General features: G+C 64.5%; 12 protein-coding genes. 4 read left to right on the top strand and 8 right to left on the bottom strand.

Annotated elements, in window-relative coordinates:
• Positions 1–11: 11 nt before the first annotated feature.
• On the bottom strand, positions 12–851 hold the full coding sequence (locus ACQY4K_RS12425; protein ID WP_428396099.1) for an alpha/beta hydrolase: 840 nt from the start codon (positions 849–851) through the stop codon (positions 12–14).
• A gap of 632 nt (positions 852–1,483) precedes the next feature.
• Here ACQY4K_RS12425 and ACQY4K_RS12420 point away from each other — a divergent pair.
• A complete protein-coding gene (locus ACQY4K_RS12420; protein ID WP_428390521.1) occupies positions 1,484–2,254 on the top strand; it encodes an SDR family NAD(P)-dependent oxidoreductase in 771 nt (256 codons plus the stop codon).
• A gap of 180 nt (positions 2,255–2,434) precedes the next feature.
• On the opposite strand, the gene ACQY4K_RS12415 is transcribed toward ACQY4K_RS12420, so the two are convergent.
• Complete coding sequence (locus ACQY4K_RS12415) at positions 2,435–2,710, bottom strand: hypothetical protein (protein ID WP_428390520.1); 276 nt, start codon at positions 2,708–2,710, stop codon at positions 2,435–2,437.
• Positions 2,711–2,741: 31 nt separating this feature from the next.
• On the opposite strand from ACQY4K_RS12415, the gene ACQY4K_RS12410 reads away from it, so the two are divergent.
• Positions 2,742–2,915, top strand: a complete 174-nt coding sequence (locus ACQY4K_RS12410; RefSeq protein WP_428390519.1) for a hypothetical protein — start codon at positions 2,742–2,744, stop codon at positions 2,913–2,915.
• Positions 2,916–2,918: 3 nt separating this feature from the next.
• Positions 2,919–3,146, top strand: a complete 228-nt coding sequence (locus tag ACQY4K_RS12405) for a c-type heme family protein (RefSeq protein WP_428390518.1) — start codon at positions 2,919–2,921, stop codon at positions 3,144–3,146.
• Between the two features lie 188 nt (positions 3,147–3,334).
• Here the strand turns inward: ACQY4K_RS12405 and ACQY4K_RS12400 are convergent, their stop codons facing one another.
• Both ACQY4K_RS12400 and ACQY4K_RS12395 read right to left on the bottom strand, forming a co-directional pair.
• The gene (locus ACQY4K_RS12400) at positions 3,335–6,502 is read right to left on the bottom strand and encodes an efflux RND transporter permease subunit (RefSeq protein WP_428390517.1); all 3,168 of its coding nucleotides are present in this window, start codon (positions 6,500–6,502) and stop codon (positions 3,335–3,337) included.
• Between the two features lie 13 nt (positions 6,503–6,515).
• Positions 6,516–7,757 carry an efflux RND transporter periplasmic adaptor subunit gene (locus ACQY4K_RS12395; RefSeq protein WP_428390516.1) on the bottom strand — a complete coding sequence of 414 codons (1,242 nt, stop codon included), beginning with the start codon at positions 7,755–7,757 and terminating at the stop codon, positions 6,516–6,518.
• A 133-nt stretch (positions 7,758–7,890) separates the two neighbouring features.
• Here ACQY4K_RS12395 and ACQY4K_RS12390 point away from each other — a divergent pair, with 133 nt between their 5' ends.
• Positions 7,891–8,472, top strand: a complete 582-nt coding sequence (locus tag ACQY4K_RS12390; RefSeq protein WP_428390515.1) for a TetR/AcrR family transcriptional regulator — start codon at positions 7,891–7,893, stop codon at positions 8,470–8,472.
• 600 nt (positions 8,473–9,072) lie between these two features.
• On the opposite strand, the gene ACQY4K_RS12385 is transcribed toward ACQY4K_RS12390, so the two are convergent.
• From ACQY4K_RS12385 to pth, 4 genes are all read right to left on the bottom strand, one after another.
• A complete protein-coding gene (locus ACQY4K_RS12385) occupies positions 9,073–10,620 on the bottom strand; it encodes an alpha/beta hydrolase family protein (protein WP_428390514.1) in 1,548 nt (515 codons plus the stop codon).
• Positions 10,621–11,159: 539 nt separating this feature from the next.
• Positions 11,160–14,159 carry a diguanylate cyclase domain-containing protein gene (locus ACQY4K_RS12380; RefSeq protein ID WP_428390513.1) on the bottom strand — a complete coding sequence of 1,000 codons (3,000 nt, stop codon included), beginning with the start codon at positions 14,157–14,159 and terminating at the stop codon, positions 11,160–11,162.
• 85 nt (positions 14,160–14,244) lie between these two features.
• Complete coding sequence (gene ychF, locus ACQY4K_RS12375) at positions 14,245–15,339, bottom strand: redox-regulated ATPase YchF (RefSeq protein ID WP_428390512.1); 1,095 nt, start codon at positions 15,337–15,339, stop codon at positions 14,245–14,247.
• Entirely contained in the window at positions 15,339–15,920 is a 582-nt protein-coding gene (pth, locus tag ACQY4K_RS12370; protein WP_428390511.1) for an aminoacyl-tRNA hydrolase, read from the bottom strand. Before pth ends, ychF begins: the two co-directional genes overlap by 1 nt.
• Positions 15,921–15,924: the final 4 nt, after the last annotated feature.

Here is a 15,924-nt window from a genome sequence, read left to right as displayed (position 1 = left end):
GAAAATCAGGGTCACAAATGTTTCTCGAACCAGTCGAGGGCCAGCTTCAGCGAAGGCTCGTAAAAGCGGTCGTAGACCTCATAATGCGTGCATGGGAAGCTGTGCCGCGCGGCCACCGCATTGCGGCGCACGATCTCGAACGCCGCCTTGCCCTGGACGTCCGGGCTGCCGTACTCCTCGTTTTCCGCATCGATGAACAGGGTCGGAACCCGGATGCGCGCCGCCGCGTCAAGCGGTCGGTTGAACAGCATGCGCGCCACATCTGGCGTCCCCTTCAGGCCGGGCGGCGCGTCCAGCCCCTGCGGGATCGGCGGGTCGATCGCACCACGCGCCTTATCGGCCATACGCTGCCGCGCGAGGCCGACAAAGTCGTCGTCGCCGGGAGGACCATAGCTGCCGATCTGGGCGACGACGGCCTTGATGGTGGGATCCGTCCCCGCCACCGACACCACGTTGCCGCCACCGAAGCTGGAGCCCCAGATGCCCACTCGCTCGGGGTCCACACCCGCCTCCGACTTCAGCCAGGCCAGCGCCGCGAAGATGTCTGCAATCTGATCGACCGGATCGACCACCTCGCGGATCACCCGAATTTTCAGGGTCTGCTCACCGGCCTCGGTGAGCATCGGCGTATCCGAAGTGGGGATCAGCTTGCCGTCGGACAGGCCCCAACCGCGATAGTCGAAGACCAGACAGACGAAGCCTGCCGCGGCGAGCGGCTTGGCGTAGTTTTCGGCCAAATGCGACTTCAGGCCGCCCCAGCCGTGGCAGAGCAGTATTGCGGGTGCCAGGCCCGGCCGACCCGCCGGCTTGAAGACCTCCGCCGCGAGGCGCGATCCCTCGCTCCAGATCATGATTGTGTGACGCCGCGTTTCGTAATTCATGGGCAGACCCTGGTTTGAGGCATCGTAAGCAACACTGAAGCGGGACGGCACGGCGTGGCCAAAACGCGAATTGCGCTCTGCCCCAAAAATGAACTAGCCGCGGTGCACCAGGAAGAGGCACCGAGAGACCGTTTTCAAACCGATGGTCCATACGTCAGGGTTTCACAGTCTTACATGCCATCATAATCAAGGCCTCGGCCCAGGCAAAGCCGCATACCGCACAATGAAAACTCGACGGGAGGACGCCTTCTCGCTACCCTAGCGGATCAGTTACGGAAGCACATGGGCATCGACGTCAGCGGCTCAGGATTTTGTCGACGAGATCCTTGGGGCAAGAGGCAATGCCCTAGCCGGAACATCGTGTTCGCGGGTAGACACCGTCGCGCCCTAGCCGTGGGTGGTGATGACATCTGGCCGAACATCTCGCGCCATCCAGTTATGCACTCCACGAAAACGGTGGACTTCAAGGATCGGAACTTCAAAGCGCGTGTCGTTGTGGTCCCGTGCGCCGCCAATCGCGCCTGGGTCTGCGTTGACCACACGCCCGCGCCGCTGGCAGCGGTTCTGAAGGACGGGGACCCAGCCGTCGCCCCCTGGCGTTGATGACTGTGCCATCCCCGGTTGCAATCATCACAGGTGGAGGATCGGGTATTGGTCTCGCCATGGGGCGGTTGCTGGCTCGTCGGGGCGTTCGGGTGATCCTGGCGGACGTCGACGAGGAGGCTCTCGCACGTGCCGCGCAGGAGTATGGCCTCGCGGGCGTCAGGCTGGACGTCACCGACGCGGCGGCCGTGCAGGCCATGGTTGACCGTGTTGTCGAGCAACACCACAGGCTCGACTATCTTTTCAACAATGCAGGCGTCGGTGGCACCAAGAAGATGCTTGACGCCACGCTAGAGGAATGGCGGCGGATTGTAGATCTAAATCTCATGGGCGTGATTCACGGCGTCCACGCCGCCTATCCGCTGATGGTCCGTCAGGGCCATGGGCACATCATCAATACGTCCTCGATTTCCGGCCTGATCCCCTGGCCAGGCCAGACTCTCTACAACACGACAAAATATGCGGTCATAGGTCTGTCGCACAGCCTTCGCCCGGAGGCTGCCCGCTTCGGGGTTCGCGTGAACGTGGTTTGTCCCGCGGCGGTCAAGTCGGCGATCTGGGGCACCAGCATACTCGGCGAGCGTGACAAGGGCATGACGCCTCCCCCAGGCGCCATGGACACGGGTGCTGCAGCCAAGATCATTTGGCGCGGCGTGCAAGCCAACCGCGAAACCATTATCCTGCCGCGTAAGGCCAAGTTCTGGTCATACCTCTATCGAATTCATCACGTCTTTCTGAAGAGAGCGTTTACCCGGCAACTGCGGAGCTAATAAAGCTCCACGCCAAGCCTTTGCCCTGTCTAGCATTCAATAAAAGAGAGCGCCGGTTTCCCTTCGACACGGTCTCATGATCATGTCCGTCAATGGGACATGACGAAACGACGGCCAGGTCACATGTGACCTCCGGCACAGCGCGTTCGCCCCTGTAAGACACGAAAGAATGGTTTTCAGCTAGCGACGTGATGCGACGGGCGATCCGACCCAATGGTGAGCAGAGAGGCGATTCGCCGCGTCACGTCCGCGCACGACCACCTCATGCCGCGGCAACAGGTCCGGGCCAGAGCCGCTCTCCCGCCGGACCGCATCGGAGCTGACCGCCTCGCAGCTGTAATTCCTGCACAGCCGCTCGATACGCGAGGCGACATTGGCGGCGTCGCCCAGGGTGGTGAAGACGCGTGTCTCGGCTAAGCCCGCCTCGCCGACGGCAGCGCGGTGCGACTCAGTCACACGGCGCGATCAATTCGAGGGAGTATTCGTCATGGGTCTGAGAGCGAAGTTCAACTTGGCGATCCTCGTCGCCTTCCTGGTCGGGTTCTCGGGGGCCGCGGTCCTGCTGCACCTGTTCGTTCAGAACGCGCGAACGCAGGTGCTGGAGAATGTCCGCATCATGATGAGTGCCGCGGATGCCGTCCGACATTTCGCCGACATATAGATCGTGCCAATCGCGTCGGCGCAGAACGATGTCCTGAACGGGCGCTTCATCGCCGCCGCGGTCCCGTCGTTCGCGTCGCAGACCACCTTCAAGGATCTCCAGGCGCACGACCCCGACTTCGCCTATCGCGAGCCGACGCTCAACCCGACCAACCTTGATGACCGGCCGGCCGACTGGGAGGCGGACTATATATCCACGCCTTCCGCAACAGCCAGGCGACACGGGAGCTGATCGGCGAGCGCGACACGCCAACCGGGGCGCGTTCTGGGAATGCGGCCATGCCGCCGCCTTCATGCCGCTGTCGTTCGCACCGGGCGAAGCCTACCAGTTCGGACGCGGCGAGGCGATCTTTGGTCCCTCACACGACATCCCGGTTCTCGCGCGCAAACCTGGTGCTCTGCGCGACAGGCGCTTGCCAATTACGGTTCGGCAATTACGCGTGTCCGTTGCGGCTCAGCTACGCTGCGTCGATGCCGGCGCACGATCGTGTAGAAGGCGGGCGTGAACAGCAGGCCGAAAGCGGTCACGCCGAGCATGCCAAAAAACACCGCCGTGCCGAGCGACTGCCGCAACTCCGCGCCTGCTCCGGTGGCGACCGCGAGGGGGGCCACGCCCATGATGAAGGCGAGCGAGGTCATCAGGATCGGGCGCAGCCGCGTGCGCGCGGCGTGCACCGCGGCCATGTCGGGTGCCGCTCCTTCGTCCTCGGCCTGTCGCGCGAATTCGACGATCAGAATCGCGTTCTTGGCGGCGAGACCGACGAGCACCACGAAGCCGATCTGGGCAAGAATGTCGATTGGCATGCCGCGGGCGAGAAGTCCGCTGACGGAGGCAAGCAGGCACATCGGCACGATCAGGATGACCGCGAGCGGCAGCCGCCAGCTCTCATAGAGTGCTGCGAGCACGAGGAAGACGAACAGCGCCGAGGCTGCGAAGATAAGCAATGTCGGCGTGCCGCGCTGCTCCTGCTGGAAGGCGAGATCGGTCCATTCAAAGCCGATGCCGGCTGGCAGCACCTGGTGTGCGAGCTCCTCCATGCGATGCAGCGCGGTTCCGGTGGCCACGCCGGGGGCGGCTGTACCCATAATCTCGGCCGCCGGGAACAGATCGTATCGTGGCACGCGATACGGCACCGTACGTTCGCGCAGGCGGGCGACGGAGCCGAGCGGCACCATCTCTCCCGAGGCGTTGCGGACCTTGAATCGGGTGATGTCGCTCGGATCCCGACGGAAACGATGATCAGCCTGGGCGATCACCTCGTAGGTGCGGCCGAGGAAGTTGAAGTCGTTGACGTATTGCGAGCCGAGATAGACCTGCAACGCACTGAACACGTCAGCCGGCGCAAGCCCGAGTTTTTCTGCCCTGGCACGATCGATGTCGGCATAGACCGAGGGCGTTTTCGTGCTGAACAACGTGAATACGCCGGCAAAGTCGGGATCGCGGTTGGCGGCGGCAACGAGGGTGTCCGCCGCCTTGGCAAGCGCCTCGGAGCCAAGGCCCGCGCGATCCTCGAGCATCATCTTGAACCCGCCCGCGGTGCCCAAGCCCTGAACCGGAGGCGGCGGGATCGTCAGGACGAAGGCTCCCTGGATGACCGAAAGACGACGGCGGAGATCCGCGAGCACCGATGCGGACGAAACCCCTGCCATCGAATGGTTGTAGAGCGAAGGGAGCCCGGAAAAGATGGTGCCGTCGTTCGAGGCCACGGTGAAGGTGGTCGCATCCAGCCCGGCGAAGGGCGCCACATGCTCCACGCCCTTGGTTGCAAGCATGATGCCGACCGCCTGCTTCACCACGGCTTCGGTCCTGGAGAGTGCCGCCCCGGGCGGAAGCTGCAGCACCGTGATCAGGTAACCCTGATCCTGCTCGGGGATGAAGCCGGTCGGCGCGCGGGAGAACTGCACGGCGGCTAGCCCGATCAAGCCGACATAGACCGCGAGCACGAGGCCAAGCATTCTCACCATGCGGCGCGTCAGCCTGGCATACGAGCCGGACAGCCGCTCGAAGCCGGTATTGAACGCCTTAAAGCCCGTGTGCAGCAGGCGCGCCGGAAGTGCCGTCGGTCTGGTGCCGCGATCCTCATGTGGCCTGAGCAGCACCGCGCAGAGGGCCGGGCTCAACGTGAGTGAGACAAAGCACGAGATCACCGTCGACGCCGAGATCGTGACGGCGAATTGCCGGAAGAACTGACCGGTGATGCCTGAGAGGAACGCGGTCGGAACGAACACCGCGCACAAGGTGAGCGCGATCGCCACCAGGGCGCCGCCGACCTCGTCCATGGTCTTGTGCGCCGCCTCCCTCGGCTGCAGGCCGAGACGGAGATTGCGTTCGACGTTCTCGACCACGACGATGGCGTCATCGACAACGATGCCGACCGCCAGCACGAGGCCGAACAGCGACAGGTTGTTGAGCGAAATGCCTAAAGTGGCGAGGACCGCGAACGTGCCGATGAGCGAGACCGGGATTGCGACCACCGGGATCAGCGACGCCCGCCAGGTTTGCAGGAACGTGATGACGACGCCGACCACGAGCAGGATCGCGACGAAGATCGTCTGGATCACCTCGTGCACCGATTTCGCAACGAAGATCGTCGGGTCATAGATCACCCGGTAGCCCAATCCGGGTGGGAAATCGGCGGACAGGGACTTCATCATCGACAGGACTTCGTGCTCGACCGCGAGCGAATTCGCGCCCGGCTGCGCAAAGATCAGCAGCGGCAGTCCGGGACCGCGATCCATGTAGGCGGTCGATCCGTAGTCCGCGGCGCCGATTTCGGCATGCCCGATATCGCGGAGCCGGGTGAGGCGCCCCTGGCCGTCGGACTTGATCACGATGTTGTCGAACTGCTGCGGCGTCTTCAGCCGTCCGAGCGTCTGCACGCTGAGCTGGAATGCCTCGTGCGACGTCGTCGGCGGCTGGCCCAGAATGCCGGCGGAGACCTGGACGTTTTGCGCTTGCAAGGCTGCGATCACTTCGCCGGGGTCGAGATGGTAGGACGCGATCTTGTCCGGATCGAGCCAGATACGCATCGCGTAGTCGCGCGATCCGAACAACTGCACATCGCCGACGCCAGGCAGACGCGCCAGCGCGTCCTTTACGTGCAGCGTGGCATAGTTCGACAGATAGAGATCGTCGCGTGTGTTGTCGGGCGAGATCAGGTGCACGGCCAGCAGGATGTTGGGGGTCGACTTGCGGACCTGGACGCCGAGCCGCTGCACATCGTCGGGCAGCCGCGGCAGCGCGTCCTCGACCCGGTTCTGGGTCAGCATCTGGGCCACGTTGAGGTCGGTGCCGATACGAAAGGTGACGGTGACGGTAAGCTTGCCGTCGCCGGTCGATTGGCTGCCCATGTAGAGCATGTTCTCGACGCCGTTGACCTCCTGCTCAAGCGGGGTCGCCACGGTGTTTGCGACCGTCTCCGCCGACGCTCCGGGATAGGTCGTCGTGATCTGCACGGTCGGCGGCACGATCTCCGGATATTGGGCCACCGGCAGGACCGCCAGCGCGCCGAGGCCGATCAGTGTCACGAACGTGCTGAACACGGTGGCGAGGATTGGCCGGTCGATGAAGACATGGGTGAAGCGCATGGTCGTCTCCCGGTCAGCTCGCGTTTGCCGCGACGATGGTGCCGGTTTGGGGTGCAACCTTGGTGCCCGGCCGCGCGTGCATCAGCCCGTCGATGATGACCCGGTCTTCAGGGGAGAGCCCGCCCAGGATTTCACGCAAGCCGAGAGCGAGCGGTCCGGTGGTGACGGGCTTTGGCACCACCGTGCCCTGCGCCGATACCGTCAGCACGAGAGATTGCGACTGATCGAGCATGACCGCTTTATCGGGCACCAGCAGCACGTCATGCGGAGCGCTAGTGACCAGGCTGAGGCGGGCGAACTCGCCGGGGACGAGGAACAGGTCCTTGTTGGCGACGGTTGCGCGCGCATGAATGGTGCCGCTGCCGGCATCCACCACGTTGTCGATAAAGTCGAGCGTGCCGTGCCGGTTGGCACGGTCTTCGTCGCTGAGCCGGAAGTTGACCATCCTGCCAACCTTGCCTGAGGAGCGGGCACGCTCGTAAGCGACGAAGTCGTTCTCGCTTATGTCAAAATCCAGATGGATCGGGTCGAGCGAGACCAAGGTGGTCAGCAGCGTCGTGGGACTGGTGCCGGCGCGGCTGCCGCTCACCAGGCTGCCCACGGACACGCGATGATTGCTGATGCGTCCGGTGAAGGGCGCGGTGACTTGGCAGTAGCCGAGATCGAGCTGGGCGTCGGCGACCGACTGCTTTGCCGTGGCGAGCGCCGCCCCTGCTGCTCGCTGGTCGTCGACACGCTGGTCGACCGTCTCGGCCGTGCCAAACTCGCCCCGCTTGAGCTGTTGCGCGCGCCACAATTCCGCGGTGGCGAGTGCCAGCCGCGCCGCAGCGGTTGCCACCGAGGCTTCCGCCTGCGCCAGGCGAATTTGATATGGGCGGGGGTCGATGACGAACAGCAGGTCACCCTTGTGGACGATCTGCCCATCCTTGAAATCGATCGCGGTGAGCGTGCCGCCGACTTGCGCCCGCAGCTCGACCTGGTCGATGGCGGAAAATTGGCCCAGGAAGCTGGTATGATCCACTATGACGCGTTGCAGTGGCGGACTGACCGTTACCACAGCTGGCGGCAACGAAGCCGGCCCGGCTTGCCGGGAGCCGTCGCGATCGAGCAGCACGATACCTCCGACCGCCGCTGCGATCACCACAAAGAGGACGGCCGCGGCGAGCAGAGGCTTGCGCCGTGAGCCGGGCGCCCGCTGCCGCTCGGTCCGTGCCTGTTCCGCCGCACCGTGCAACTCGGCTTCTGATTGCAACATCGCCACCACATCTCTAAGGGAGTTAGCATATCGACCGGTATATTATCGATCGGTATGGTAAGTTGGACGAGCTAAGTCAAGCGTCCCATCTGTGAAAGCGCGCTTGAAAGACGGCGAGGGAGATTCGAAGCAAATGGGACGGCACAGGGAATTCGACCCGGACACGGCACTGCTTGCAGCACTGGACGTGTTTCGGAGCAAAGGCTTCGAGGGAGCCTCGCTGACCGACCTCACCGACGCGATGGGTATTACCCGTCCCAGCCTATATGCAACCTTCGGCAACAAGGAGGACCTGTTCCGCCGGGTGCTTGAGCAATACCAGAACACCTGTATGGCCTTCAGCGAGCGGGCACTCCTGGAGCCCACAGCTCGCGCCGTGGCCGAACGGATGCTCTACGGAGCCGCCGACGCGCAAACCGATTGCGCCCATCCCGCCGGATGCCTTGCCACCAACGGCGCGATCGTCTGCTCGGATGCGGCGGAACCGATCCGGCGTACCCTGGCCGCGATCCGCGACGCGAAGGAGTCGGCGTTGAGCTGTCGGCTGCAGCGGGCGCGAGAGGAGGGCGACCTGCCACCGGAGGCCGATCCCGCGGCACTCGCCGCCTTCGTCGTCGCACTCATCCAAGGCATGGCGGTCATGGCCGCATCTGGCACCAGCCGCGAGGCCCTCTACAACGTAGTCAAGACGTCGCTCAGAGCCTGGCCGACCTGACTCGTGCCAGGGAGGTCTGCCTTCGGTTAAGAAGCCCAGCCCGACCAGAAGCCGACCCGACGTCAGAGCGCCTGCGCAAGAAGCACCGCCAGCAGGCAGGGCATGACCACTACTCTGAGCACCCGGAGCAGTACCATGTAGACCACGGGAATAGCGCCGGCGCGGTCTTTCACCTTCCTGCTCTCAGGACGTCATTCCAGTCGATGCCGCAGGTGAAGCGGACGCGATTGAAGAGCCGCTTGCCGGTCTGCGTAGCGCCCGCCGGCGTCGGTGGCACGCAGGAGCACATCAACAGGCGATCTGGAGACAATGTGTAACGCCGCCTCGATCGCGGCGATGGTCTCGGCCCCGTCTTACCGTCGGCGGCCGCGGTCACCTATCAAGCCCCGAGCGCTGCCGTAGAAGTTTTCCGTCATGCCGGCCAAACCGAAGCCGTTGCTCTGCCTATTCAAGTTCTACCCGGATTGTCTCACCCAGTGAGTCTCTGGGGCGCACGCCTGGGGTCTGTTCCTGGTAGAACTCAGCGCGGGGGCTTCATCGGGCACGAGCTCGCAACCAGGATTGATGCCATACTCTATGGCAGCCGCATGCCGTGGGACGCTACCTACTGGCCGATATCCGCCAGACCACGCTGTTGTCGACGGCATAGGCGCGGCAGGTCAGGCCGGCCTCGCGACACCGCTGCAGCGCCCGGTCAAGCGGATCGTAGCCTCCCCGAGCGGCAACGGCCTGGCCCGTCTTCGCCACCGCGAAGGCGCGCGGCAGTGGCAACTTCAGGAACCGCCGGTAAAGCTCCCGGCTGACCGCGCTCGCCCACGGCACCGCAGCGACATCGGCGAGAGCCGCGTAACCGGTCGCGTGTATGACTCGTTTGGGCGGCGGCACCCAGACCACATCGTCATCGACCGCGTAAGGGCGGCACACCAGCCGCGCATTGGCGCAGATGGTCATCGCGCGCGTCAGCGGATCGGCTCCCCCGAACGTCGCGACGTTCTCGCCCACCATTCCGAGCACGAACGCCTTGGGCTTTGGATGGGCCAGATAGTTGCGGTAGGCGTCGCGGCCTTTTTCGTTCAGCCACGGCACAGCGGCTACGTTGTCGATGGCGGCGAAGCCGGTGGCAGCGGGACGGATTGCGTGCGGTGGCGCCATGAACACCACTTCATCGTCGATCGCATAGGGCATGCAGGCCAACCCGGCTTTCCGGCATAGGTCGAAGGCGCGTGACAGCGGATCGAAGCCACCCTGAGCCGACGCGGACTGCCCACCCGGTGCGATCATGAAGACGCGCGGCCGGCGCATTGTGAGGAACCTGCGATAGGCCTGTCGCGACGCCGTGCTGACCCAAGGCACCGCCGCCACATCCTCTACGGCGGCGGCGAAATGCGTGGGCGCGGGCCAGGACCGCGGCATGTATCTCGGCAGGATCTCGCGACCGGGCATGCCGATCCTGGTCAGGAATGCATCCAGCTTCGGCGCCCAGAGTTGGATCGCTTCCGGGCGGCTGAGCATCTGATGTGAGTCTTCCATGAACCGGCCAACATCGACCAGTTCGGCGTCCGCGCCCCCGCGTACGTAGGCGGCATGCATGGGACGCCAGATGTCGGGGCCGAACAGGCTGTCGTTCTCGCCGTAGAACCAGATGCTCGGCACCCGCGTGTAGTCGCCAAGGCGGCCGGCGGACTGCACCAGTCCACTGGCGCCCGCTCCGGTATCGCTGCACGGCGAATATTCGACTCCTCCAACGAAGTCGATCAGGCCGCGTACATGATGCGGCTGCAATGCCCCCAGGCCAAGTGTGTTCCAACCGCCGAAGCTCTGCCCCGCGACCACAACCCGCGTGGTATCCAGACGGGGATCGTGGGACAGATCATTGATGACCGCATCGATATCGCGGCCATTATCCATCGCGAGCCGGTCGAGGTCGCAGCCGTAGCGGCGCATCCTGCCCCCGGATCCCGCAAAGCCGCGCATCATCGGCAGTGCCACGGCGTAGCCACGGGACAGGAAATAATAGGCCGCCATCGTGAAGCGGTTGCGCGGCATCGCCGCTCGCTGCGTGGCGTTGCCACTGCTGCCGTGATTCATCACTGCGAGCGGAAATGGCCCGGGACCGGTCGGCGTGTAGAGCGTCACCACCAGGTCCACCGGCCTCTCCGGATCGCCCGCCAGGTGGAGTACCTGTTCATGCAGCGGCGCAGGTGGCACTAATGCCGAGTAGGGCGGATCCTCTTCACCGCGTGCAAGGCCGCCCCAAAAGGTCAGCAATGCGATAAGCGTGAACCGAAGACGCGAGCAATAGGCCACGGCAGAACCAGGATTACCCTACAAGAAAAAAAGCCCTGCGACAATCTCACCGATGAAACCCCTATTGCAATGAAACAACAATTCTGTTCGAAGCTTAGGCCAAACAGGAATCTACTGGAGCTCTCGAGAATATCACGCATGTCCGCAAAGCCTTATCTCGGCCGCTCCATTGACAAAAGAATGATTGTGGCCAGCTGAACGTGCTTGTACCGCCGGTTTTGATCTTCCAGGACAGCGGCCAAACGCGCGGTCTGCGGCGTTGACGACGGGACTGACAGTCGGTGCCATACACAGCAAATCGCACAATCCGGCCGACAAATGGATTCTGGCGTTTGGTTCAGAGGACTAGAGACACTGATAAGCGGGCAAATATATCCGCCCTAGGTCTGCGGCGGGTCGCAGACGAAGCGGTCTCGGCCGCTGCGTTTGGCGGCGTAGAGGGCGGCGTCGGCGCGGCGGATCATGGCGGTGAGGTCGTCGCCGGGCAGAACCCAGGTAACGCCCATGCTTGCGGTCATGCGGATGGTGGTCTGTTCCAGAGCAAACGGTTCGGTGAATACCGCGGCGAGCAGCCCGCGCAGGCGCTCGTAGCTACGCGGCCGCAAGCCGGGCAGCACCAGCAGCAGTTCCTCGCCGCCGTAACGCCCGGCATGATCGCGGTCGCGCATGCCCGCATCGAGCCGCGCACCGACCTCCCGCAGCACCGCATCGCCAGCGAGATGGCCAAAGACATCGTTGACACGCTTGAAATGATCGAGATCGAGCAGCGCCACGGCAAGCGGGGACCCTGTGCGCTCCGCGTCCACGAGCGCCTCCTGCAGCCGATCGAGGATGGCGCTGCGGTTCGCCAGCCCGGTCAGCGAGTCTGACGTTGCCTGCTTGAACAGGATAACGCGTGCCTGCTCGATCTCGCGGGTCCGTTCCTCGACCAGCACTTCGAGCTGATGCTGGCGCGCCAGCAGGTAGCGCACGCGCAGTTGCCAGATTGCCGCCAGTGCCGCGGCACCAAGTGCTGCGAGAGCCAGATAGGCCGCCCAGGTGCGCCACCAGGGTGCCTGCAGCTTGATAATCAGGCGCACCGGCGCGGAGACCAGCCTGTGCAGCGGGTCTACCGCCATGACTTCGAACACCAGCTTGCCGGGCGGTGGGCTTGGATACCGCGCCTCACGCGCGTCGGTCTCGACCCAGCCGCGATCGACGCCGCGCAGCCGGTAGCGGAAATGGACGGACTGGCTCAACCCGAACGCGAGCGACGAGAAGCCGATGACCAGCGGATCGTCGGACCAGTGCAAATGGATCGTGCCGCTGCGCACTGTAGCGAAGGGCAGCCTGACATCACCGACACTGACTCCAGTAATGACCGGGCGAGGACCGCCGCGTTGCTGGCGCAGGACCTGTTCCGGATTGAGAAGGTGCGTCAGGCCACCGGCGGTGCCGAACCAGGGCGAGCCGTCATGGTCGATGAACACGGCGCCTTCATCGACATCCTGGCCGGGCATGCCGTCCTGTTGGTCAAGATGACGCCAGCTCGTGCCGTCGGTGACATCGATGCCCTGATCGGTGCCGACCCACATCCGGCCGGCCGGGTCGCAATGCAGTATCTCCACTTCCTGGGACGCCAAATGAATCGACGGCAGGTGATCCTCCGAGACGACACGATCGTGGTCGAGATGCAGGCGGGTGATGCCGGTGATGAAGCTGCCGAGCCAGAGTGTGCCGTCGCGTGCGAAGGCCATCTCGTGTGTCTGGTAGCCACCGAGCGGGTCGGTTTGCATGACCGCCTGCCAGACATGCCGCACATCGCGGTGGAACAGCGTCTTTCTGGTCAGCACCCATAGATCGCCTGTCGTATCAAGAGTCATGGCGAACACCGGTTCGTCGGATGAGCCCAGGTCGGGAACCAGTGCTGGAGTTGCGTCGTCGGGTCGATCGATGCGCACCAGGCCATGACGGGTGCCAACCCAGATCGGACCGGAAGGGTCTGCAAGCATGTTGCGGATCGGCGGGAGCTTGCCCATCGATACACTTTGGCCGCTATAGGGATCGCGCCGGATCAGTTCGCCATCCTGCACGCCGACCCAAAGCTGACCGCGTGGCGACGTTGCCATCGCATAAGCCTGAAACGGCAGCGGCTGCGGGCTTGCTGTTACGGACTCGGCCACGGCTTTGGTGGCGGCCACGTTGCCGGCATGGGCACCGACCTGGGCGGTTGATACCACCAGTGATGCCCCCGTGCGGTCCACGACCGGATCGACCGCAAGATCGGTCGTGGCCCATAGGGTACCGGCGCCGTCACGGGCGGCGCCCCACACAACATCGTCCGACAGCCCACTTGCCCGGTTCCAGTCCTCGAACGTACCGAGGCCGATTGCGCGTGCCACGCCACGTGCCTTGCTGCCGAGCCACAGCGACCCTTCCTGGTCGCGGAGCATGGCCGTGACTTCGCCATAGGAGAAGCGTCCGGCATGGTCGTAGACCGTCCAGGCGCCGTGCTGGTGCACCAGCAGGCCGTGCGCGCCCTGGGTCACTACGTCGCCTACGGCATCCAGGGCAAGATCGAGCCGTCCGGCGTCGCTGCCGTAACGCCCAGGACCACCGGGAACGTCGATGACCTTGAAGCGGGTGCCTCTCGTTGGCAGAGAGGCGATCCGGTTGGCGCTGCGCAGCCAAAGCGTGCCGGTTTGGTCGCGCAACAACGCGGTCCAACGGTCGGGCGGCAGTCCTAAGGCCGGATCAAGCGGGATCAGACGGCCTTGCGTAAGCCGGCAGAGGGCGGTGCCGCAATCAAGCCAGGTGGTGCGGTGATCAACGTGAACGCTGTCGAGCGGTGCTTGCGTTTGTACCAGCATGACGGTGGTCGACAAAGACCCGCTCGCGCCGGCGTGGATACGCAGCAGGCGATCGCCGCGGACCAACAGCAGATCGCCGTCGATGATGTCGGCGCGATGCGACGGCAAGTCCTGCGGCAGCCCCGGAACGGCGACGGACATCGTCTCGCCGCCACCGGCAGCCAGGAAGACCCGGTCGGCAAACACCACCCAGATCCGCCCACCAGGCGCGGGCAGGATCTCCTGGACATCGCCGGCTCTGGGGAGCCCTTCGGCACGGCCCATGTGGGCGAAACGTACGCCGTCGTAACGGAACACACCGGCCTCGGTGCCGACGTACATAAAGCCGGTACGGTCCTGCGCGATAGCCTCTATCGAGAGGTTCGTGAGACCGGATTGTGCATCGAAAATCTGCAACGGCAAATGCTGCGCCGAGGCAGTGCCGCAATTGACCAGGCCTGCCGCCAACACGACAACAAGGACCGCGAGCATGTCGGCCGCGCGCGCGGACCATGACTGACGGGCTCGTTCCAGGAAGGCGCCGATTTGCATGACGGGTTCGAATTCAACGATTGCTGTCGTTGAACCCTACCCGAGAGTTCGTAATGATAAGTAAACGGTGCGTCCCGCGCAAGACTCAGACGTTGAAGCGGAACAGAAGAACGTCGCCGTCGCGAACAACATACTCGCGCCCCTCGATGCGCATCCGGCCGGCCTCCCGGGCGCCGTGTTCGCCCTTGCAGGCAACGTAGTCCTCGAATGCGATCGTTTCGCAGGCGATAAAACCGCGCTCAAAATCATTATGGATGACGGCGGCCGCCTGCGGCGCCCTTGTGCCGGTGCCGATGGTCCAGGCGCGCGTCTCCTTCGGGCCACAGGTGAAATAGGTGCATAGGTTGAGCAGGCGGTAGCCGGCGGCGATGACCCGGTCGAGGCCGCTATCGGACAGGCCGAGGCCCTCGAGAAAGTCGCGACGATCGGCTTCGGCGAGCTGGCTGACCTCTGCCTCGATCGCCGCCGAGACCACGACGCATCCGGCCCCCTCGATGGCTGCCTTGTCGGCCACGCGGCGCGACTGGGCATTACCGTCGGCGGCAGCACTCTCCTCGACATTACAGACATAGAGCACCGGCTTGCTGGTCATGAGCTGCAACCGGCGCACCGCTTCCTCATGGCCGGGGGTAATCGCGGTGCGTGCCGGGTGGCCCGCGCGAAGTGCCTCCAGGATCGGCTCCATCAACGCGACAGCGGCCAGGGCCTCGCGGTCATGATTTTTCGCCTTCTTCTGCAGCGGTAGCAGGCGCCGCTCGAGGCTGTCCATGTCGGCGAGCATCAGTTCGGTCTCAACGGTGTCGGCGTCGCGGACCGGGTCGATCGAGCCCTCGACATGGGTGACATCCGGGTCCTCGAAGCAGCGCAGCACGTGGATGACGGCATCGACCTCACGGATATTGGCGAGGAACTGGTTACCGAGCCCTTCGCCGCGCGAGGCACCGCGCACCAGACCCGCGATGTCGACGAATTCGAGGCTGGTCGGCACGATTTTCTGCGATTTCGCGATCGCCGCGAGCGGCGCCAATCGCGGATCGGGCACCGCGACGCGGCCGACATTCGGCTCAATGGTGCAAAACGGATAGTTCGCCGCCTGCGCCGCGGCGGTCGCGGTCAGGGCATTGAACAAGGTGGACTTGCCGACGTTCGGCAGACCGACGATGCCGCAATTGAACCCCATCAGCCTTTCCCCTCGCTTATTCGAAGTGCCACACGGGTCATGAACGCCTCCGGCTGGCCGTCCGCAAGCATCGGCGATCCCTCAGCCACGGCGTCCAGCAGTGCTGCGAGCCAGCCCTGGTCGGTCTTGGCGAAATCGCCCAGGACGTGACCGAGCACCCGCTCCTTATTGCCGGGATGACCAATGCCGAGGCGAACCCGCCAGTAATCCTGGGTGCCCAGAACGCGGTCCATGCTGCGCAGCCCGTTATGGCCGGCAGCGCCGCCGCCGCGCTTGACCCGTACCTTGCCCGGCGCGAGATCGAGTTCGTCGTGCAGCGCGGTAATGGAGTCCGGGGCGAGCTTATAGAACGACGCCGCCGACTGCACCGACGATCCAGACTCGTTCATGTAGGTGAGCGGCTTGAGGGCAAGGACTCGCTCGGCGCCGATCATGCCCTCCGCCGCCTCGCCCTTGAAGCGGCGGCGCCAGGGGGAGAACGCATGACGGCGCGCGATCGCGTCGATTGCCATGAAGCCGATATTGTGACGCTGCCCGGCCATGCCGGGCTCGGGATTGCCGAGCCCGACCCAGAGCAGCATGGGG

Source organism: Lichenicoccus sp., assembly GCF_965276875.1.
Taxonomy (GTDB): domain Bacteria; phylum Pseudomonadota; class Alphaproteobacteria; order Acetobacterales; family Acetobacteraceae; genus Lichenicoccus.
The sequence above is the reverse complement of the archived record's forward strand: the minus strand, read 5'-3'. Positions and strand labels throughout refer to the sequence as shown.